Source organism: Micromonospora sp. NPDC049240, assembly GCF_040647835.1.
Lineage (GTDB): Bacteria > Actinomycetota > Actinomycetes > Mycobacteriales > Micromonosporaceae > Micromonospora.
This window is the reverse complement of sequence record NZ_JBEZCX010000009.1, coordinates 208,637-226,387: the sequence shown is the minus strand read 5'-3', so window position 1 is coordinate 226,387 and position 17,751 is coordinate 208,637. Positions and strand designations below refer to the sequence as shown.

The following is a 17,751-nucleotide window of genomic DNA, read 5'->3' as shown; positions in this document are numbered from 1 at the left end:
TCAGCGGCGGGCGATGGCCCAGGCGATCACCGCGGCGAGGATCAGGCCGTTGAGGGCGGCCAGCACCAGGTAGGCCGCCGGCGGGATCTTGCGACCCTTGCGGACGAAACTCACCAGCACGCCCGCGTAGGCCAGCAGCAGCACGGCCACGACGATCAGGAAGTACAGCACCGGGACACCCTACCGGCCGGTGCGCAACCCCAGTCCGCGCAGCTCCAGCGCGGCGAGCGCGTCGACGGTGGCGTCGTCGCCGCGCCGCCACGCCTCGGCCACGTCCGGTGCGATCCGCTGGAGCTTCGACAGCGGCTGACCGGCGAGCGCGCGCAACGCCAGCAGGTCCCGGCCGGCGGGCGCGGCGGACATGGCCTTCGCCGCGCCGGCCCGGCGCATCCAGCGCACCCGCAGCGGCAGCCAGCCGAACAGCACCAGGCCGAGCGGGAACACCAGCACCGCGACGGTCAACGCGAGCGCCAACTGGCCGACCAGCTCCTGCTGGTCCCGGCCGGCCTCGGCCATCGCGCGCGCGGCGTCGGCGGCCCGGGTGAAGGGCGCGGTCAGCTCGTCGCCGACCAGCGGCACCCGGCCCACCTTGCCGCCGGCGTCGGCCAGGTTGTCGGCGAGACCGCCGCCGGCGCCCTCCAGCTTCTGCCCGGGTACGGCGAGCTTCTCGACCAGGTCGTGCAGCCAGAGCGCGAAGCGGATCGCCGCGTACACCCAGACGACCACGAGCAGGTCGGTCAGGAGCTGGCGGAGGGCGGTCGGAAAACGGTCGGCGTAGATCTTCACGCGGGACAGCCTGCCACGGCGCGGCCCCGGCGGCACCGGTCGGATTTACCGGCCGGCGCAGGCCGGGCAGGTGCCGAAGATCTCCAGGGTGTGGCTGACCTCGGTGAAGCCGTGCTCGGCGGAGATGCGGTCCGCCCACTTCTCCACCGCCGGCCCGGCCACCTCGACAGTACGACCGCAGCCCCGGCAGACCAGGTGGTGGTGGTGCCCGTCGTCGCTGCACCGCCGGTAGAGGTGCTCGCCACCCGGCGGGCGCATCACGTCGATCTCGCCGGCGTCGGCGAGCACCTGCAACGTCCGGTAGACCGTGGTCAGCCCGATCCGGTCGCCCCGTCGGCGCAGCATGGCGTGCAGGTCCTGGGCGCTGTGGAAGCCCTCGACCTCGTCCAGCAGCGCGCTCACCGCGCTGCGTTGCCGGGTGGTACGCGGCGTGCCGGTGGTCATGCCGATCCCTCCCCGGCGTGGCTGACGGCGTCCGCCACGATGTGCGCGACGTGCTCGTCGACGAGCGCGTACGCGATCTCCCGACCGCGTCGCGAGCCGCGCACCACCCCGGCGCCGCGCAACACGCGTAGGTGCTGGGACACCAGCGGCTGCGGGGCGCCGAGCGTCTCGACCAGCTCGTGCACGCAGCGCTCACCCTCGGCCAGCTCGCTGACGATGGCGAGCCGGATCGGGGCCGAGAGGGCACGGAGCAGCTCGCCCGCGCCCTCGAAGGCGTCGTACCCGTTGGTCCCGGTCACCCCGTAACGATAACCACTGCCGGTTGGGGCGCTCTCATCCGAGCAGCACCTCGTGCTCGGCCGGCTCGACCGGCGCGGGAGTCGGCGTCGCCCGGCCGCGACGCCGCCGCAGCGTCCGCCCGCCGGCCGCCAGCAGCGCCACCACCAGGAACGAGCCGATCGCCACCAGCACCACCGAGGCGCCCGGCGCGGTGTCGGCCGTGGCGGCCACCCACACCCCGGCCCCGGCCGCGAACAGCCCCAACGCCATGGCCGCCGTCATGGTGGACCGGAAACCGCGGGTCACCTGCTGGGCCGTGGCCACTGGCACCACCATCAACGCGCTGATCAGCAGCACGCCGACCGCCCGCATGGCGATGGTCACGGTCACCGCGGTGCCCACCGCGACGAGCAGGTTCAGCGCCCGCACCGGCAGGCCGGAGACGCGCGCGTACTCCTCGTCGTGGCAGACCGCGAACAGCGCCGGGCGCAGCACCAGCATGGTCACCAGCAGCACCGCGCCGAGCACGCCGATGGTGACCAGGTCGCCCTGCGACGTGGTGGTCAGCGACCCGAAGAGGTACGCGTTGAGCGACCCGCTGCTGGCGTCGGAGAGGCCGACGAGCATCACACCGCCGGCGATGCCGCCGTAGAACAGCAGCGCCAGCGCGAGGTCGCCGGAGGTGCGCCCGTACGCGCGGACCAGCTCGATCACGACTGCGCCGAGCGTGGCGGCGAGCACCGCCACCAGCACCGGGGAACGGTTGAGCAGCAACCCGGCGCCGACGCCGGTGAGCGCCACGTGCCCGATGCCGTCGCCGATCAACGCCAGCCGGCGCTGCACCAGGTAGATGCCGAGCGCCGGCGCGGCCAGGCCGATGACCAGCGCGCCGACCAGGGCACGGAGCATGAAGTCGTACTGGAAGAGGTCCATCTCAGATGCTCCTCCAGAGCCCGGCGGGCTCCTCGTCGCAGTGCGGGTGCACATGCTCGTGGTCCGGGTCGGCGTGGTGGCCGGCCGGCTCGGGCACCGCGCCGTCGTGGGCGATGCCGCCCTGGTGCACCACCACGGCCCGGCTGATCAGCGGGCGCAGCGGCCCCAGCTCGTGGGCGACCAGCAGCACCGTGCCGCCGCCGTCGCGGAACCCGCGCAGCGCCCCGGCGAACGCCTCCTGGCTGGCCGCGTCCACGCCGGCGGTCGGCTCGTCCAGCACCAGCAGCTCCGGGCCGCCGGCCAGCGCGCGGGCGATCAGGGCGCGCTGCTGCTGCCCGCCGGAGAGCGTGGCCACCGGGTCACCGGCCCGGTCGGCGAGCCCGACCGCGCGCAGCGCCGCCGCCACCGCCTCCCGGTCCGCGCGCCCCGCCGGCCGGAGCACACCCCGGCGGGCCAGCCGCCCGGACGCCACCACCTCGGCCACCGTGGCGGGCACCCCGCCGCCGGCGCCGAGCCGCTGCGGGACGTACCCGATGCGGTGCCACTGCCGGAAGCGGCGCTGCGGCGAGCCGAACAGGGTGACCGACCCGGCGCCGAGCGGCACCAGGCCGAGCGCGGCGCGGACCAGCGTCGACTTGCCGGAGCCGTTGGCGCCGAGCACGGCGACCACCTCGCCGGCGGTCAGCGTCAGCGAGACGTCCCGCAGCACCGGCCGGCCGTCGTAGCCGACGGTGGCGTGCGCGATGTCGATCACGGGTGATGAGGTCATGAGCAGTCCAGGGCGGTTCGCAGGGTCTGGAGGTTGGCGCGCATGGCCGACAGGTAGTCGCCCTCGGCGGGCGGGCCCTCGATCGGGTCCAGGACCGCGGTCTTCGCCCCGACCTCCCGGGCGATCGTCTCGGCGACCTTCGGGCTGACCAGCGTCTCGAAGAAGATCGTACCGGCCTGGTGCTCCCGGGCCTCCCGCGCGACCTCGGCGAGCCGCTGCGGGGAGGGTTCGGCCTCCGGGGTGAGGCCGGTGAGCCCGATCTGCTCCAGCTTGTAGTGCTCGGCCAGGTAACCGAAGGCGGTGTGGCTGGTCACGATCTCCCGGCGCAGGCAGGTACGCAGGCCCTCGGCGTACTCGGTGTCGAGCGTCGTCAGCTCGGCGCGCAGCGCGCCGGCCCGGGCGGTGTAGTCGGCGGCGTGGTCCGGGTCGACCGCGCCGAGGCGTTCGGCGAGCTTGTCGCCGACGGTGGCCAGCCGGGTCGGGTCGAGCCAGAGGTGCGGATCCTTGCCGCCGCCCTTCTCCTCGTGGCCGGCCTCACCCTCGCCCTCGTGCTCGTGGCCGCCGGCGGCGGCGTCGAGCAGCGGGGCGACACCGGCCACGTCGAACGCGCGGTCGCCGCCGTTCTGCTCGACCGCCTCGTCCACCGCCGGCTGGAAGCCGGTCAGGTAGACGATCAGCTCGGCGTCGACCACCTGGCCGACCTGGCGGGGGTTCAGCTCCAGGTCGTGCGGCTCCGCGCCGGGCTTGGTCAGGTTGCCGACCACGACCCGGTCGCCGCCGATGCGCTCGGTCAGGAACTGGAGCGGGTAGAACGCGGCCACCACGTCGACCCGGTCCGGGTCCTTACCGCCGCCGTCGCTGTCCGAGCAGGCGCTGAGCCCGCCCAGGGCGAGCAGGGCGGCGGTGGCGACGGTCAGGACGCGGGGGGTGGCACGGGCGGTCATGGAAGCAACTGTCCGCGATAACGAAAATTATTGTCAAAAACGCATGCTTGCATGTCAGCGCGGGTCGGCCCGACCCGGAGCGGCTCAGCCGACCGTCAGCTTCGCCAGCGCCACCGCGATCAACAGGGTGAGCATCAACAGCCGCAGCACCCGGGTCGCCGGCCGCTGCACCGGCCAGGTGACCGACATCAACGCGACCAGCCCGGCCGCCAGCACCAACAGCAGGACGCCGCCGGCCGGGCCGGGCGCGAAGAGGCCGACCAGCACCAGCACCAGCGCGGCGAGGAACACCGTCGTCGGGTTGAGCCGGGCCAACCGGGACAGCACGGGACTCTGCGTACGCTGCATGCCACAAACTCTACGAGGAGGAACGCCGTGCTGGTCACCAACCGGTTCGTGGTGGACGCCGAAACGGCTGACGAGTTCACCCGGGAGGCGCACGCCGCGCTGGCCGCGCTCGCCGCCCGCCCCGGCTACCTGCGCGGCGAACTGCTCCGGGCGCTCGACGACCCGACCCACTGGTGCCTGCTCACCGAGTGGGAGTCGGTCGGGGCGTACCGGCGGGCGCTGGGCGGGTTCGACGTCAAGGTCACCGCCGTGCCGCTGCTCGCCCGCTCGGTGGACGAGCCGTCGGCGTACGAGACGCTCGCCAACGCCGCCCCGCAGGGCGAGATCGTCGTCGTCGCCAGTGATCGTGCCGCAGGCCCGTACCGCTGAGTCCGGGGGCACTACCCTGGCGCGTATGACCGCTCCCGGACCGGCCGCGCCGCCCCCGCCACCCGTGCCGCCCGGCACGCCGCCGGCCGCCCCGGCGGAGCCGGGCGTGCCCGCGCCGCCGCCCGGTCCCGGCGTCGCGCCGCCGTTCGCCGCCCCGCCCACCGAGGGCGGGCGGGCCCGGCTCTGGCTCGGCCTCGGCGTCGGCGCGCTGGCCGTGGTGCTCTGCTGCGGCGGGGGCGGAGCGGCCGTGGTCGGGCTCGCGGTGAGCAACGTGCAGGCGGTCGGCGAGCAGGGCCGGGCCGTCACCGACGACTACTACCAGGCGCTTGTCGCCCGGGAGTGGTCCAAGGCGTACGACCGGCTCTGCGACGACGCCCGGCGACGCGAGTCCCGGCCGGAGTTCGCGCGGCGGGCCGCCACCGAGCCGCAGATCTCCGGCTACCGGGTGGGCAAGGTCGACACCGCCACGCTGACCGTGCCGGTGGACGTCACGCTGGCCGGTGGGCGCCGGGAGGCGCAGACCGTCACGCTGGCGCCCGACCGGCAGACCGGCGGCATGGAGGTCTGCGGGGTGAGCTGACCGGCCCCCGGTATTCTGCTGGGCTCGGGGCAGCGGCGGTCGTACCGTGGTCCCGAACAGCCCGGTTCCATCCATCTCGACCGCGCCGACCGCCAGCCGGCGTAGGAGGAAACATGCCAGCCGACCGTATCGACGCCGTCGTCAGCCTCGCCAAGCGCCGGGGCTTCGTCTTCCCCTCCAGTGAGATCTACGGGGGCACCCGGTCGGCGTGGGACTACGGTCCGCTCGGCGTCGAGCTGAAGGAGAACGTCCGCCGGCAGTGGTGGCGGACCATGGTCCAGCAGCGCGACGACGTGGTCGGCCTCGACTCGGCGGTCATCCTGGCCCGCAAGGTCTGGGAGGCCAGCGGCCACATCGCCGAGTTCGTCGACCCGCTGACCGAGTGCCAGTCCTGCCACAAGCGGTTCCGGGCCGACCACCTGGAAGAGGCGTACGAGGCCAAGCACGGCAAGCCGCTCACCTCGCTGACGGAGCTGAACTGCCCCAACTGCGGCAACAAGGGCACCTTCACCGAGCCGAAGATGTTCAACGGCCTGATGAAGACCTACCTGGGCCCGGTGGAGAGCGACGAGGGCCTGCACTACCTGCGCCCGGAGACCGCCCAGGGCATCTTCGTCAACTACAAGAACGTGGAGACGGTCGCCCGCAAGAAGCCGCCGTTCGGCATCGCGCAGACCGGCAAGTCGTTCCGCAACGAGATCACCCCGGGCAACTTCATCTTCCGCACCCGCGAGTTCGAGCAGATGGAGATGGAGTTCTTCGTCGAGCCGGGCACCGACGAGCAGTGGCACGAGTACTGGCTCTCCGAGCGCTGGAACTGGTACCTCGACCTCGGCCTGTCCGAGGAGAACCTGCGCTTCTACGAGCACCCCAAGGACAAGCTCTCCCACTACTCGAAGCGCACCGTCGACATCGAGTACAAGTTCCGCTTCGGCGGCACCGAGTTCGCCGAGCTGGAGGGCATCGCCAACCGCACCGACTTCGACCTCTCCACGCACAGCAAGCACTCCGGCGTCGACCTGTCGTACTTCGACCAGACGAAGCAGGAACGCTGGATGCCGTACGTGATCGAGCCGGCCGCCGGCCTCACCCGCGCGGTGCTGGCGTTCATGCTGGAGGCGTACGACGAGGACGAGGCGCCGAACACCAAGGGCGGCGTGGACAAGCGCACCGTGATGCGCTTCGACCCGCGACTGGCCCCGGTCAAGGTGGCGGTGCTGCCGCTGTCCCGCAACGAGGCGCTCTCGCCGAAGGCCAAGCAGCTCGCCGCCGACCTGCGTAAGCGCTGGGTGGTCGAGTTCGACGACTCGCAGGCGATCGGCCGCCGCTACCGCCGCCAGGACGAGATCGGCACGCCGTTCTGCGTCACCGTCGACTTCGACACGCTCGACGACAACGCGGTGACGGTCCGGAACCGGGACACCATGGCCCAGGAGCGGATCTCCCTGGACCAGGTAGAGCGCTACCTGATCGAGCGCCTCCCCGGCTGCTGACGGTGTAAGCAGGGGCCCCTTCTTAACGTTTCCGGTCGAGAAGGGGCCCCTTCTCACACCTGTTCGGGAGACGCGTACGTCGAGGGTGGCCGCCAAGCCCCGCCGCGACTCGTACGCCTCCTCGACCGTCCGCCGCACCAGCGTCGGGCTCCGCCGGATCTGCGCCGGAGTGAAGTGCAGGATGAGCACCCCAACCGGCTCAGCTCGTTGTGCCGGTCGAGCGTGCGCGCCCAGTCGTCGGGCGTGAAGTGGAACTCCTGCGAGTCCACCTCCAGCGCCACCGCCGCGTCCGCCAGGTAGCCGTCCGGCGTGGGGAGCCGCCGCCCGTCCCCGGCGCTCAGCCCCGGGTTCCAGAGCAGGTCCGGGAGCAGCTGGCTGCCGGCCAGACACTCCCGCAGCTCGGCCTCGGGCGCGGACCGGGCACCGGCGACGACCTCGGAGAACGCCTTCCTGACCAGGGCCGTCCGGCTCCGCCGGGCCCGCCGGATCTCCTCGTCGAGCGCGGCGAGGTCGGTGAACCCGCGTTGCACGGCCTCGGCCACGACGGCCCGTACCGGCCGCAGTTGTCGCAGGTCGCGGGCCGCGTCGACCACCGCGCGGGCGGGCGAGCAGACCGGGTAGAGGGCGGTGTGCCGGGCCTTGCCGTCGACCGCCAGCGCGCGGGCGATCACCGCGTGACCGGAAGACCTCCGCCGCGTCCGGTGCGGCACCACCAGGTGTACGTCGTCCGTGCGCGGGCTGTACCGGAAGCCGTACCAGCGCAGCGCGGCCAGCCCGGTGAGCTGAGCCTCCGGACCCGCGTACAGGGCCGCGGAGATCCGTCGCTGCTCCTCCGTCAAGGTGCCGGTGACCAGCGCGTACGTGGCCGGCAGCACACGCTGCCACAGCCCTCGGCGGGTCTGCCGGTAGAGGTACATGTCGTCGAAGCCGGCGGCGAGCAACTGGGCGCGGGTGAGGATCTGCTGCTGCCGGTGCGCCGTCTCCGCGAGTTCGGTGGTGAAGTCAACCATCCCCGAAGGCCGCCGCCCTGCCTGATCTGTGATATGCGCCGTGTTAAGCGGGGGCCCCGCCTATGCAGAAGGCGTTAACAGGGGGCCCCTCCTTACACTTGGGCGGTGAGTGAGCTGAAGATCGGGCCGTATGCGGTGTGGCCGCCGGTGGTGCTCGCGCCGATGGCCGGGATCACCAACGTCGGCTTCCGGCGCCTCTGCCGCGAGCAGGGCGGCGGCATCTACGTCTGCGAGATGATCACCACCCGCGCGCTGGTCGAGCGGAACCCGAAGACGCTGCGCATGATCGCCTTCGGCGCCGACGAGCACCCGCGCAGCCTCCAGCTCTACGGCACCGACCCGGAGATCACCGCCGCCGCCGTGCGGATCGTGGTCGAGCGGGACCTCGCCGACCACATCGACCTCAACTTCGGCTGCCCGGTCCCGAAGGTCACCCGCCGGGGCGGCGGCTCGGCCCTGCCGTGGCGGCGCCGGCTCTTCGCCCGGCTGGTCAAGGCCGCGGTGGACGCCGCGTCACCCGCCGGGGTGCCGGTCACGGTCAAGATGCGCAAGGGCATCGACGACGACCACCTGACGTACGTCGAGGCCGGGCTCGCCGCCCAGGACGCGGGCGTCGCGGCGGTCGCCCTGCACGGGCGTACGGCGGCGCAGCGCTACTCGGGCACCGCCGACTGGGACGCCATCGCCACGCTCAAGGCGGCGCTGGACGTGCCGGTGCTCGGCAACGGCGACATCTGGGAGGGCGACGACGCGTTGCGGATGGTGGCCCACACCGGCGTGGACGGCGTGGTGGTGGGGCGTGGCTGTCTGGGCCGACCGTGGCTCTTCGCCGACCTGGAGGCCGCGTTCGAGGGGCGCACCGACCGGCGGCTGCCCACGCTGGGCGAGGTGGCGGTGACCATGCGGCGGCACGCTGAGCTGCTGGTGGAGCAGTTCGTCGCCGGGGCCCGCAACCCGGCCCGCGGCGAACGGGACGGCTGCACCGACTTCCGCAAGCACGTGGCCTGGTATCTGAAGGGCTTCCCGATCGGCGGTGAGCTGCGCCGCTCGCTCGCCATGATCGAGAGCTTGGCCCAGCTCGACGACCTGCTCGGCAAGCTCGACCCGGAGGTGCCCTTCCCGGTCGAGACGCTCGGCCAGCCACGCGGCCGGACCAACTCCCCGGGCAAGGTCTTCCTGCCCGACGGCTGGCTGGCCAGCCGCGACGACGACACCCCGCCGGAGGGCGCCGAGCTGGACGACTCCGGCGGCTGATCCCGGTACGCCGAAGGGCCCGACCCCGGGTGGGGTCGGGCCCTTCGTCATGTCCTGCGGTCAGGAGCTGTAGCCGCGGCTGGCGATCCAGTGCGCCAGGGCGTCCACGTCCATCCGGTAGGAGGCCTGGTCCGGGTTCGCCGAGTCGGCGATCGTCACGACCTTCCCGCCGTCGCGGTAGCCCACCACGCTGATGTAGTGGCCGCCCTCGAAGGAGTGCACGGTGCCGTCGGTGTCGGTGGCGGTCCCGGCGATGTTGGCCACCACGGCCCGGCCGTCGTCCACCGCGCGCACGACGTCGGCGCGCAGCTTGTCGACCTTGTCACCGGCCTTGTCGACAGGGATCTCGGTGGACTTGTAGACGTCCTTGCCGGTCTCCTTGTTCAGCACCGGGGTGATGTCGTTGATGGAGTTGGTGCCGGCCTCGGTGGTGCCCATCTCCTCGGCCATGGCGGCCACGTCGATGTTCTTGCCCTGCACGCTGAGCGCGTTGCGGGCCGCGGCCGGGCCGCAGAAGTAGAAGTTGGGCTGGGCCTCGTAGCGCACGCCCAGCTCACGCTCACCGCTCTTGCGGTCGGCGACCACAGCAGCGGCGCGCTCGGCGGGGGTGGCCTGGGCGGCGATGGCGGGGCCGGCGATGCCACCGGCGGTGGCGGCGATCCCGGCGGCGGTCAGCACGGTCTTGCGCAGCAGAGTGGTAGCCATGATCAGTTGCCTCTCTGTCGGGGGCGCGCGGCGATCGGGGGATGCCGCGGAAGTGTGGTGGCCAGCGCGGGCGGCCAGGGGGCCTGCTCCGGCGGCTCGGGGGTGTAACGACCGGCGGCCCGGGGTCATTCCCCGCCGGTTCGCGGCGAGGTCGGCGGGCGGGTGCGGCACGGTCAGCCAGGTACAACGCCCCCGCCCCGGGGTCGATTCCGTGGTGGCGGTGGCGTCGACCACCCACCCGGAACGGACATGTCGCCGCCGGAGCGCCGGAGCGTGACGGAGTACGGCCCGCGTACGCGGGGACGTGCCTACGAACCTGATGGCGTGGACGGGTCAGAGCCGGGGTGAGTCGTTCACGCCATCAGGTCGACAGGCCGTCGAGAGCGCACCCGTCGCCCGCCCGGAGTGCCGATGGCCGGTGTGTCGGGTCTCGGGTGGATCACGCCACGGTGTCGGTCTGGCCGTGCGCGGGCTGGCGCGGGATGCCGGCGGTCGCGGAGTGCGGCCAGGGGATCTCGGGAGAGGGGTGGAAGGTGATGCCGGCGGTGGCCCAGCGCGGGCCGTGACCGGCGAGCCGTTCCCGGAACCCGGCCCAGTCGTGCGTCGACCGGGGTGACCAGCCCAGCTCGGCGACGGCGGGCAGGCGGGGGAACATCATGAACTCGATCTCGGCGCGGGTGGTGACCGACTCGGTCCACAGCGGCGCCTCCACCCCCAGCACAGCCTCGACCGGTACGCCGTGGACGTGGGTGCCGGGGTCCCAGTCGTACGCGCGCCGCACGTCGACGAGGCCCGCCCAGTCGTGCCCGATCGGGGTGTCCGGGGCGTACTTCATGTCCAGGTAGGCGTGGTTGCCGGGGGAGAGGATCAGCCGGGCGCCACGGCGTACCGCGTCGGCTGTCCCGGGGTCGTCGCCGTTCGTGCCCCACCACTGGAGGACGCGCCCGTCGACGTGTGCGGCCGGGGCGAGCTGGTGCCAGCCGACGACCGTCTTCCCGGTGGCCGCGACCAGGGCCTGGGCCCGCTCGACGAAGGCGCGGTAGCGCTCCGCCGGCACCTTGAACGCCTCGTCGCCGCCGAGGTGCAGCCACGGACCGGGGGTCAGCGCGGCCAGCTCGCCGAACACGTCGGCGACGAAGGCGTACGTCCGCTCGTCGGTGGGGTCGACGTAGCTGAACCCGACGTCGGTGCCGGTGTACGGCGGTGGCGCGGTCTTGCCCGGGGCCAGTTCGGGGTACGCGACGAGCGCCGCGTTGGTGTGCCCCGGCAGGTCGATCTCGGGCACCACTGTCACGTGCCGGCGGGCGGCGTACGCGACGATCCGCCGGTAGTCGTCAGGGGTGTACCAGCCGCCGGGGCCGCCGCCGACGCCGGTGACGCCGCCGACCTCGGCGAGTCGGGGCCAGGAGTCGACGGCGATCCGCCAGCCCTGGTCGTCGGTGAGGTGCAGGTGCAGGTGGTTGAGCTTGTACCGGGCCAGGTGGTCGACCACGCGCAGCACGTCGTCCACGCCGAAGAAGTGCCGGGCGACGTCGAGCATCGCGCCCCGGTAGGCGAAGCGTGGCCGGTCGACGATGGTGCCGCCGGGCACCGCCCAGCGCTCGGCGACCGGGGTGGCGCTCTCGATCGCCGCCGGCAGGAGCTGCCGCAGCGTCTGCGCGCCGTGGAACAGCCCGGCCGGCGTGTCGGCCGTGATCCGGACGCCGGTGGCGGTGACGTCGAGGCGGTAGCCCTCGTCCCCGAGCGCCACGTCGCCGCCGGCCGCGCCGGCGGCGCTCGTGCGGTCGGTCGGCGGGGCGGGGGCCGGTGAGCCCGCGGGCGGGGCGGCGATCGACGACAGGGTGAGCGTCAGCGGGCCGTCCGGCCCCGGGCCGGCCGAGTCGGTCACCGGGAGCGGGAAGCCGGTGGCCGGGCGCAGCCAGTCGGCGAGCTGCCCGGCCACGTCCCGGGCGGCGGCGCTGACCCGGATCGCCGCGTCCGGCGACAGCGTGAAGTCGCCGGCCGGGTCGGGTCGCACCTGCTCGGGCGCCGGCACCACGTCGTGGAGGCGGGCCGGTGCGGGCGGGGCGAGCTGCCCGGTGGCCCGATCGGCGGCGATGCGGGCCAGCTCGGCGGCGGTGGCCGGCGCGGCGGGCAAATCGACGCCGGGCGACGGCGCGTCGGCGGGCAGGGGGCGTGGCTGCGGCCCGGTCTCGGGGGCGGTGGGGTTGGTCGGCACGGCGACGGCTCCGGGGGTGTATTCGTGCGGGATATGGCAAAGGTCAGGTTCGGCGATATCCAGTGCCGTCAAGGGTACGAGGGGAATCCGGAATTGCGTGATCCTGCGCGTGGAAGCGTTCCCAAAAACCGGTACGGACGTGGGCAGTGGTGACTCTTGTGCCGATCGTCACCGAACGGTCCCAGGTCCTGCGAAGTTCGCTTAACCTTCGCCCACCGATCGCTGACGAGCCGGGATTGCCGGTGGTGGCTCCCGGGGTATGTCCGAACTGAACCTTCGTTAAGTGTCAATGGCGCGCGTGGGAGGCTCTGGTGGCAACGCAGGAAACGGTCGAGCACAAGTACGTCTACGATTTCGCCGAGGGCAACAAGGACCTCAAGGACCTGCTCGGTGGCAAGGGCGCCAACCTGGCCGAGATGACCAACCTCGGCCTGCCCGTCCCACCCGGCTTCACCATCACCACCGAGGCATGCCAGGCGTACCTGACGACCGGGCGCGAGCCGGACGGGCTGGCCGGCCAGATCGAGGCGCACCTGGAGTCCCTGGAACGCGAGATGGGCCGCCGCCTCGGCGACCCGGGCGACCCGCTGCTGGTCTCGGTACGCTCCGGCGCCAAGTTCTCCATGCCCGGCATGATGGAGACCGTCCTCAACGTCGGCCTCAACGACCGCAGCGTCATCGGGCTGAGCAAGCAGGCCGGCCAGAACGACCGGTTCGCCTGGGACTCCTACCGCCGGCTGATCCAGATGTTCGGCAAGACCGTCTGCGAGGTGCCGGGCGAGGAGTTCGAGCACGCGCTGGACGAGGCCAAGCACGCCAAGGGCACGCGGAACGACCTCGACCTGGACGCCGACGACCTGCGTGGACTGGTCGACGCGTACAAGAAGATCTTCGCCAAGCACACCGGGCGGGAGTTCCCGCAGGAGCCGCGCGAGCAGCTCGACCTGGCCATCCGGGCGGTCTTCGACTCGTGGAACGCGGAGCGGGCCATCCTCTACCGCCGGCAGGAGCGCATCCCGGCCGACCTGGGCACCGCGGTCAACGTGGTGAGCATGGTGTTCGGCAACCTCGGCCCCGACTCCGGCACCGGCGTCGCGTTCACCCGCGACCCGGGCAGCGGCGCGCAGGGCATCTACGGCGACTACCTGGCCAACGCCCAGGGCGAGGACGTGGTGGCCGGCATCCGCAACACCGTGCCGTTGCAGGAGCTGGAGCAGCTCGACAAGCGCTCCTACGACGAGCTGCTCGGCATCATGGCCCGGCTGGAGGAGCACTACAAGGACCTCTGCGACATCGAGTTCACCATCGAGCGCGGCAAGCTCTGGATGCTCCAGACCCGGGTCGGCAAGCGCACCGCCGCCGCCGCGTTCGTCATCGCCGGGCAGCTCGTCGACGAGGGCCTGATCGACCTGGACGAGGCGCTGCACCGGGTCAACGGCGCGCAGCTCGCCCAGTTGATGTTCCCGCGCTTCCAGCTCGACCACGACGTCCCGCCGGTCGCCAAGGGCATCGGCGCGTCCCCGGGCGCCGCCTCCGGCAAGGTGGTCTTCACCTCGGCCCGCGCGGTCGAGCTGGCCGCCGAGGGGGAGTCGGTGATCCTGGTCCGCCGGGAGACCAACCCGGACGACCTCAACGGCATGATCGCCGCCAAGGGCATCCTCACCTCGCGCGGCGGCAAGACCAGCCACGCCGCGGTGGTGGCCCGGGGCATGGGCAAGACCTGTGTCTCCGGCGCCGACGAGCTGGAGGTGAACGTCCCGGCGAAGAAGTTCACCGTCGGCGGGCACACCGTCGGCGAGGGCGACGTGGTCTCGATCGACGGCACCACCGGCAAGGTCTATCTCGGCGAGGTGCCGGTCATGCCGTCCGAGGTGGTGCAGTACTTCGAAGGCAGCCTCGACCCGGAGCACATCGACAACCCGCTGGTCCGCGCCGTACACCGGATCATGACGCACGCCGACGCGGCGCGGCGGCTGCGCGTGCGGACGAACGCCGACACCGGCGCGGACGCGGCGCGGGCCCGGCGCTTCGGCGCCGAGGGCATCGGCCTGTGCCGCACCGAGCACATGTTCCTCGGCGACCGTCGGGAGCTGGTCGAGCGGCTCATCCTCGCCGCCGGCGAGCGGGAGCGGGAGGACGCGCTCGCCGCGCTGCTGCCGCTCCAGCGGGCCGACTTCGTGGAGATCTTCCGGGAGATGGACGGCCTGCCGGTCACGGTGCGGCTGATCGACCCGCCGCTGCACGAGTTCCTGCCCCCGCTGGAGCAGCTCGCGGTCAACGTCGCGGTCGCCCAGGAGCGCGGCGAGGACGTGGCCAAGGAGGAGGCGCTGCTCTCCGCCGTCCGGCGGATGCACGAGGAGAACCCGATGCTGGGCCTGCGCGGCGTCCGGCTCGGCCTGGTCATCCCGGGCCTGTTCGCGATGCAGGTCCGTGCGATCGCGGAGGCCGCCGTCGCGGTCACCCGCGACGGCGGCACGGCCTGTCCGGAGATCATGGTGCCGCTGGTCGGCGCCGTCCAGGAGCTGGAGACGGTACGCGCGGAGGCCGAGAAGATCATCGCTGAGGTGGTCGGCGACAGCGGCGTCGAGGTGCTGATCGGCACCATGATCGAGGTGCCCCGGGCGGCGCTGACCGCCGGACAGATCGCCGAGGCGGCCGAGTTCTTCTCCTTCGGCACCAACGACCTGACGCAGATGGCCTGGGGCTTCTCCCGCGACGACGTGGAGGGTGCGTTCTTCTGGCGCTACCTGGAGCTGGGCATCTTCGGCATCTCCCCGTTCGAGTCGATCGACGCCGACGGCGTCGGCCGGCTGGTCCGGATCGCCGCCGAGGAGGGCCGGGCGGCCCGGCCCGGGCTGAAGCTCGGCGTCTGCGGCGAGCACGGCGGCGACCCGGACTCGGTGCACTTCTTCCACGAGGTGGGACTGGACTACGTCTCCTGCTCGCCGTTCCGGGTGCCGGTGGCCCGGTTGGAGGCCGGCCGCGCGGCCGTCAGCACCACCGGTTCCGACTCCCGCTGAGCACTCCCCGGGCGGGCCCGCCGGTGACCACCGGCGGCCCCGCCCGGCGCGCCTTTCCGGCCACCCGGGCGTAACCTGAGCTTCCGCCACGTGTCGACAGGAGGGGTGGCCGCATGACCGCCGTCTGGGAGAACCTGACCGTCGACGCCCGGGATCCGTCCCGGCTCGCCCGCTGGTGGGCCGAGGCGCTCGGCTACCAGGTGATCGCCGACAAGCCGGACGAGGTGGAGATCCGCCGCACGCCCGACACGCTCCCCGGCCTTGTCTTCGTCCCGGTCTCCGGGCCGAAGCAGGGAAAGAACCGGCTGCACGTCGACCTGCGCCCGACCGACCTGGAGGCCGAGGTGGAACGGCTCGTCGACATGGGCGCGCGGCACGTCGACGTCGGGCAGGGCGAGGCGGGGTGGACGGTGCTCGCCGATCCGGAGGGCAACGAGTTCTGCGTTCTCCCACCGCGTTGACCGACGACGCGGCGCGGCTGGTCGCCGAGGCGCCGAAGGACACCGGGTACGGTCGGTCGCCGTTCGAGCGGGACCGGGCCCGGGTGCTGCACTGCGCGGCGTTCCGCCGGCTCGCCGCGAAGACCCAGGTGCACGCCGCCGGCACCGACGACTTCCTGCGTACCCGGCTGACCCACTCGCTGGAGGTGGCGCAGATCGCCCGCGAGATGGGCGCCCGGCTCGGCTGCGACCCGGACGTGGTGGACACCGCCGGGCTGGCCCACGACCTGGGGCACCCGCCGTTCGGGCACAACGGCGAGGACGCGCTCGACGCGCTGGCCGCCGGCTGCGGCGGCTTCGAGGGCAACGCGCAGACGCTGCGGGTGCTCACCCGGCTGGAGGCGAAGGTGCTCACCCCGGACGGGCGGTCCGCCGGGCTGAACCTGACCCGGGCCGCGCTCGACGCGGTCGGCAAGTACCCGTGGCCGCGCCGCCCCGGCCAGCGCAAGTTCGGCCTGTACGCCGACGACCGCCCGGTCTTCGACTGGCTGCGCGCCGGCGCCCCGCCCGGCGACCGGCGCTGCCTGGAGGCCCAGGTGATGGACTGGGCCGACGACGTGGCGTACTCGGTGCACGACGTCGAGGACGGCATCCACGGCGGCTACGTCGACCTGCGCCCGCTGCTGGCCGAGGAGGACGAGCGGCGGGCGCTCTGCGCCGACGTGGCGGCGGCATACTCCGGCGAGGCCCCGGAGGACCTGGGCGGGGTGCTGGCCGAGTTGCTCGCCGATCCGGTGCTCGCCCCGCTCGCCGCGTACGACGGCAGCCACCGGGCGCTCGCCGCGTTGAAGGCCACCACCAGCGTGCTCACCGGCCGGTTCGTGTCGAGCGTGGTGGCCGCCACCGAGGCGCGCCACGGTCCCGGCCCGCACCGCCGCTACGCGGCCGACCTGGTGGTGCCGCGCCGGATCCGGGCGCAGTGTGCGCTGCTCAAGGGCATCGCGTTGCGGTACGTGATGCGTCGGCCGGGCGCCAGTGGCCGCTACGACCGGCAGCGGGAACTCCTCGCCGAGCTGGTCGCCGTGTTGCTCGACCGGGCGCCGGACGCGCTCGACGAGGTCTTCGCGCCGCTCTGGCGGGACGCCCCGGACGACGCCGCGCGGCTGCGTGTGGTGATCGACCAGGTCGCCTCGCTCACCGATCCGGCCGCGCTGGCCTGGCACGCCCGGTTGGTGTCGGCGAGCTGACCGCCCGCCCGGCCCGGCGGGCAGGTGAGGGTAGCCTCAGTTGCATGACGGATCGCCCGAAGACGCTCACCGCCGCCACGGTCGTCCGGACCGCGCGGCCCACCCCGCACCTGATCCGGCTCGTGCTCGGCGGCGACGAGCTGACCGGCCTGCCGGTGGGCGCGTACACCGACCACTACGTGAAGTTCGTCTTCCCGCCGGCCGGGGTGACCTACCCGCACCCCGCCGACCTGGCCACCATCAAACGTGATTTCCCGGCGGCGCAGTGGCCGCGGCTGCGGGCCTACACGGTGCGGGCCTGGGACGCGGCGGCCGGCGAGCTGACCGTCGACGTGGTCCACCACGGCGAAGAAGGGCTGGCCGGGCCGTGGGCGGCGGCGCTGCGCCCCGGCGACCGGGTGCTGTTCACCGGGCCGGGCGGCGCGTACGCGCCGGACCCGACCGCCGACTGGCACCTGCTGGCCGGCGACGAGAGCGCGCTGCCGGCGATCGCCGCCGCGCTGGAGCGACTGCCGGCCGGCGCGCCGGCCCGGGTCTTCGTCGAGGTCGAGGGGCCGGCCGACGAGCTGCCGTTGGCCAGCGACGGCGCGGTGGAACTGCGGTGGCTGCACCGGGCCGGGCGTCCGGTCGGCGCGGCACTGGTCGAGGCGGTCCGGGCGTTGGAGTTCCCGCCCGGCCGGGTGCACGTGTTCGTGCACGGCGAGGCCGGCGCGGTCAAGGAGCTGCGCCGGCTGCTGCGGGTCGAGCGCGGCGTGCCCCGGGCCGACCTGTCCATCTCCGGCTACTGGCGCCTGGGCCTGGACGACGAGGGTTGGCGCGCCACCAAGCGCACCTGGAACGCCGAAGCCGAGGCCGAGGAACCCACCCCCACCCCCGCGAGTGAGTGGGTATCCCTCGGAATGTAGTAGGAGT

General features: G+C 73.3%; 19 protein-coding genes. 8 read left to right on the top strand and 11 right to left on the bottom strand.

Going from position 1 to position 17,751, the window contains the following annotated elements; translation table 11 throughout:
- The 8 genes from AB0B02_RS16235 to AB0B02_RS16200 form a co-directional block, all read right to left on the bottom strand.
- Nucleotides 1–171, bottom strand: coding sequence for a hypothetical protein (locus AB0B02_RS16235; RefSeq protein WP_199199561.1), 171 nt, complete (start codon nucleotides 169–171; stop codon nucleotides 1–3).
- 9 nt (nucleotides 172–180) lie between these two features.
- On the bottom strand, nucleotides 181–786 hold the full coding sequence (locus AB0B02_RS16230; RefSeq protein ID WP_281937166.1) for a hypothetical protein: 606 nt from the start codon (nucleotides 784–786) through the stop codon (nucleotides 181–183).
- Between the two features lie 45 nt (nucleotides 787–831).
- Nucleotides 832–1,230 carry a transcriptional repressor gene (locus tag AB0B02_RS16225; protein ID WP_281937165.1) on the bottom strand — a complete coding sequence of 133 codons (399 nt, stop codon included), beginning with the start codon at nucleotides 1,228–1,230 and terminating at the stop codon, nucleotides 832–834.
- Complete coding sequence (locus tag AB0B02_RS16220; RefSeq protein WP_281937164.1) at nucleotides 1,227–1,529, bottom strand: metalloregulator ArsR/SmtB family transcription factor; 303 nt, start codon at nucleotides 1,527–1,529, stop codon at nucleotides 1,227–1,229. The genes AB0B02_RS16225 and AB0B02_RS16220 overlap by 4 nt, the downstream gene beginning before the upstream one ends.
- A 34-nt stretch (nucleotides 1,530–1,563) precedes the next feature.
- Nucleotides 1,564–2,442, bottom strand: coding sequence for a metal ABC transporter permease (locus AB0B02_RS16215; RefSeq protein WP_281937162.1), 879 nt, complete (start codon nucleotides 2,440–2,442; stop codon nucleotides 1,564–1,566).
- Between the two features lies 1 nt (nucleotide 2,443).
- Nucleotides 2,444–3,211, bottom strand: coding sequence for a metal ABC transporter ATP-binding protein (locus AB0B02_RS16210; protein WP_357300893.1), 768 nt, complete (start codon nucleotides 3,209–3,211; stop codon nucleotides 2,444–2,446).
- Nucleotides 3,208–4,155, bottom strand: a complete 948-nt coding sequence (locus tag AB0B02_RS16205; RefSeq protein WP_357300891.1) for a metal ABC transporter substrate-binding protein — start codon at nucleotides 4,153–4,155, stop codon at nucleotides 3,208–3,210. Before AB0B02_RS16205 ends, AB0B02_RS16210 begins: the two co-directional genes overlap by 4 nt.
- Before the next feature lie 84 nt (nucleotides 4,156–4,239).
- The gene (locus AB0B02_RS16200; RefSeq protein WP_281937159.1) at nucleotides 4,240–4,503 is read right to left on the bottom strand and encodes a DUF6703 family protein; all 264 of its coding nucleotides are present in this window, start codon (nucleotides 4,501–4,503) and stop codon (nucleotides 4,240–4,242) included.
- 27 nt (nucleotides 4,504–4,530) lie between these two features.
- Here AB0B02_RS16200 and AB0B02_RS16195 point away from each other — a divergent pair, with 27 nt between their 5' ends.
- The 3 genes from AB0B02_RS16195 to AB0B02_RS16185 all read left to right on the top strand — a co-directional run bounded on the left by AB0B02_RS16195 (nucleotide 4,531) and on the right by AB0B02_RS16185 (nucleotide 6,945).
- Complete coding sequence (locus tag AB0B02_RS16195; RefSeq protein ID WP_281937158.1) at nucleotides 4,531–4,872, top strand: antibiotic biosynthesis monooxygenase family protein; 342 nt, start codon at nucleotides 4,531–4,533, stop codon at nucleotides 4,870–4,872.
- A 106-nt stretch (nucleotides 4,873–4,978) separates the two neighbouring features.
- On the top strand, nucleotides 4,979–5,452 hold the full coding sequence (locus AB0B02_RS16190) for a hypothetical protein (protein WP_281938539.1): 474 nt from the start codon (nucleotides 4,979–4,981) through the stop codon (nucleotides 5,450–5,452).
- A 113-nt stretch (nucleotides 5,453–5,565) separates the two neighbouring features.
- The gene (locus AB0B02_RS16185) at nucleotides 5,566–6,945 is read left to right on the top strand and encodes a glycine--tRNA ligase (RefSeq protein ID WP_357300888.1); all 1,380 of its coding nucleotides are present in this window, start codon (nucleotides 5,566–5,568) and stop codon (nucleotides 6,943–6,945) included.
- Nucleotides 6,946–6,998: 53 nt separating this feature from the next.
- On the opposite strand, the gene AB0B02_RS16180 is transcribed toward AB0B02_RS16185, so the two are convergent.
- Nucleotides 6,999–7,955, bottom strand: a complete 957-nt coding sequence (locus AB0B02_RS16180; protein WP_357300886.1) for a type IV toxin-antitoxin system AbiEi family antitoxin domain-containing protein — start codon at nucleotides 7,953–7,955, stop codon at nucleotides 6,999–7,001.
- A gap of 105 nt (nucleotides 7,956–8,060) precedes the next feature.
- Here AB0B02_RS16180 and dusB point away from each other — a divergent pair, with 105 nt between their 5' ends.
- Nucleotides 8,061–9,209, top strand: coding sequence for a tRNA dihydrouridine synthase DusB (gene dusB / locus AB0B02_RS16175; protein ID WP_281937154.1), 1,149 nt, complete (start codon nucleotides 8,061–8,063; stop codon nucleotides 9,207–9,209).
- Between the two features lie 60 nt (nucleotides 9,210–9,269).
- Here the strand turns inward: dusB and AB0B02_RS16170 are convergent, their stop codons facing one another.
- Entirely contained in the window at nucleotides 9,270–9,914 is a 645-nt protein-coding gene (locus tag AB0B02_RS16170) for a C39 family peptidase (RefSeq protein WP_281937151.1), read from the bottom strand.
- Between the two features lie 439 nt (nucleotides 9,915–10,353).
- Nucleotides 10,354–12,084, bottom strand: a complete 1,731-nt coding sequence (locus tag AB0B02_RS16165) for a beta-N-acetylhexosaminidase (RefSeq protein WP_357300995.1) — start codon at nucleotides 12,082–12,084, stop codon at nucleotides 10,354–10,356.
- A gap of 359 nt (nucleotides 12,085–12,443) precedes the next feature.
- On the opposite strand from AB0B02_RS16165, the gene ppdK reads away from it, so the two are divergent.
- The 4 genes from ppdK (at nucleotide 12,444) to AB0B02_RS16145 (ending at nucleotide 17,744) form a co-directional block, all read left to right on the top strand.
- The gene (gene ppdK / locus AB0B02_RS16160) at nucleotides 12,444–15,152 is read left to right on the top strand and encodes a pyruvate, phosphate dikinase (protein WP_281937149.1); all 2,709 of its coding nucleotides are present in this window, start codon (nucleotides 12,444–12,446) and stop codon (nucleotides 15,150–15,152) included.
- Nucleotides 15,153–15,265: 113 nt separating this feature from the next.
- On the top strand, nucleotides 15,266–15,613 hold the full coding sequence (locus tag AB0B02_RS16155; protein ID WP_357300882.1) for a VOC family protein: 348 nt from the start codon (nucleotides 15,266–15,268) through the stop codon (nucleotides 15,611–15,613).
- A complete protein-coding gene (locus tag AB0B02_RS16150; RefSeq protein WP_357300880.1) occupies nucleotides 15,610–16,839 on the top strand; it encodes a deoxyguanosinetriphosphate triphosphohydrolase in 1,230 nt (409 codons plus the stop codon). The genes AB0B02_RS16155 and AB0B02_RS16150 overlap by 4 nt, the downstream gene beginning before the upstream one ends.
- 44 nt (nucleotides 16,840–16,883) lie before the next feature.
- Entirely contained in the window at nucleotides 16,884–17,744 is an 861-nt protein-coding gene (locus AB0B02_RS16145; RefSeq protein ID WP_357300878.1) for a siderophore-interacting protein, read from the top strand.
- Nucleotides 17,745–17,751 lie beyond the last annotated feature (7 nt).

Excerpts from the sequence above, each read along its gene's own strand:
- AB0B02_RS16225 (WP_281937165.1), bottom strand. The coding sequence starts at position 1,230 with ATGACCACCGGCACGCCGCGTACCACCCGGCAACGCAGCGCGGTGAGC.
- AB0B02_RS16215 (WP_281937162.1), bottom strand. The coding sequence starts at position 2,442 with ATGGACCTCTTCCAGTACGACTTCATGCTCCGTGCCCTGGTCGGCGCG.
- AB0B02_RS16210 (WP_357300893.1), bottom strand. The coding sequence starts at position 3,211 with ATGACCTCATCACCCGTGATCGACATCGCGCACGCCACCGTCGGCTAC.
- AB0B02_RS16205 (WP_357300891.1), bottom strand. The coding sequence starts at position 4,155 with ATGACCGCCCGTGCCACCCCCCGCGTCCTGACCGTCGCCACCGCCGCC.
- AB0B02_RS16200 (WP_281937159.1), bottom strand. The coding sequence starts at position 4,503 with ATGCAGCGTACGCAGAGTCCCGTGCTGTCCCGGTTGGCCCGGCTCAAC.
- AB0B02_RS16185 (WP_357300888.1), top strand. The coding sequence starts at position 5,566 with ATGCCAGCCGACCGTATCGACGCCGTCGTCAGCCTCGCCAAGCGCCGG.
- AB0B02_RS16180 (WP_357300886.1), bottom strand. The coding sequence starts at position 7,955 with ATGGTTGACTTCACCACCGAACTCGCGGAGACGGCGCACCGGCAGCAG.
- AB0B02_RS16170 (WP_281937151.1), bottom strand. The coding sequence starts at position 9,914 with ATGGCTACCACTCTGCTGCGCAAGACCGTGCTGACCGCCGCCGGGATC.
- AB0B02_RS16155 (WP_357300882.1), top strand. The coding sequence starts at position 15,266 with ATGACCGCCGTCTGGGAGAACCTGACCGTCGACGCCCGGGATCCGTCC.
- AB0B02_RS16145 (WP_357300878.1), top strand. The coding sequence starts at position 16,884 with ATGACGGATCGCCCGAAGACGCTCACCGCCGCCACGGTCGTCCGGACC.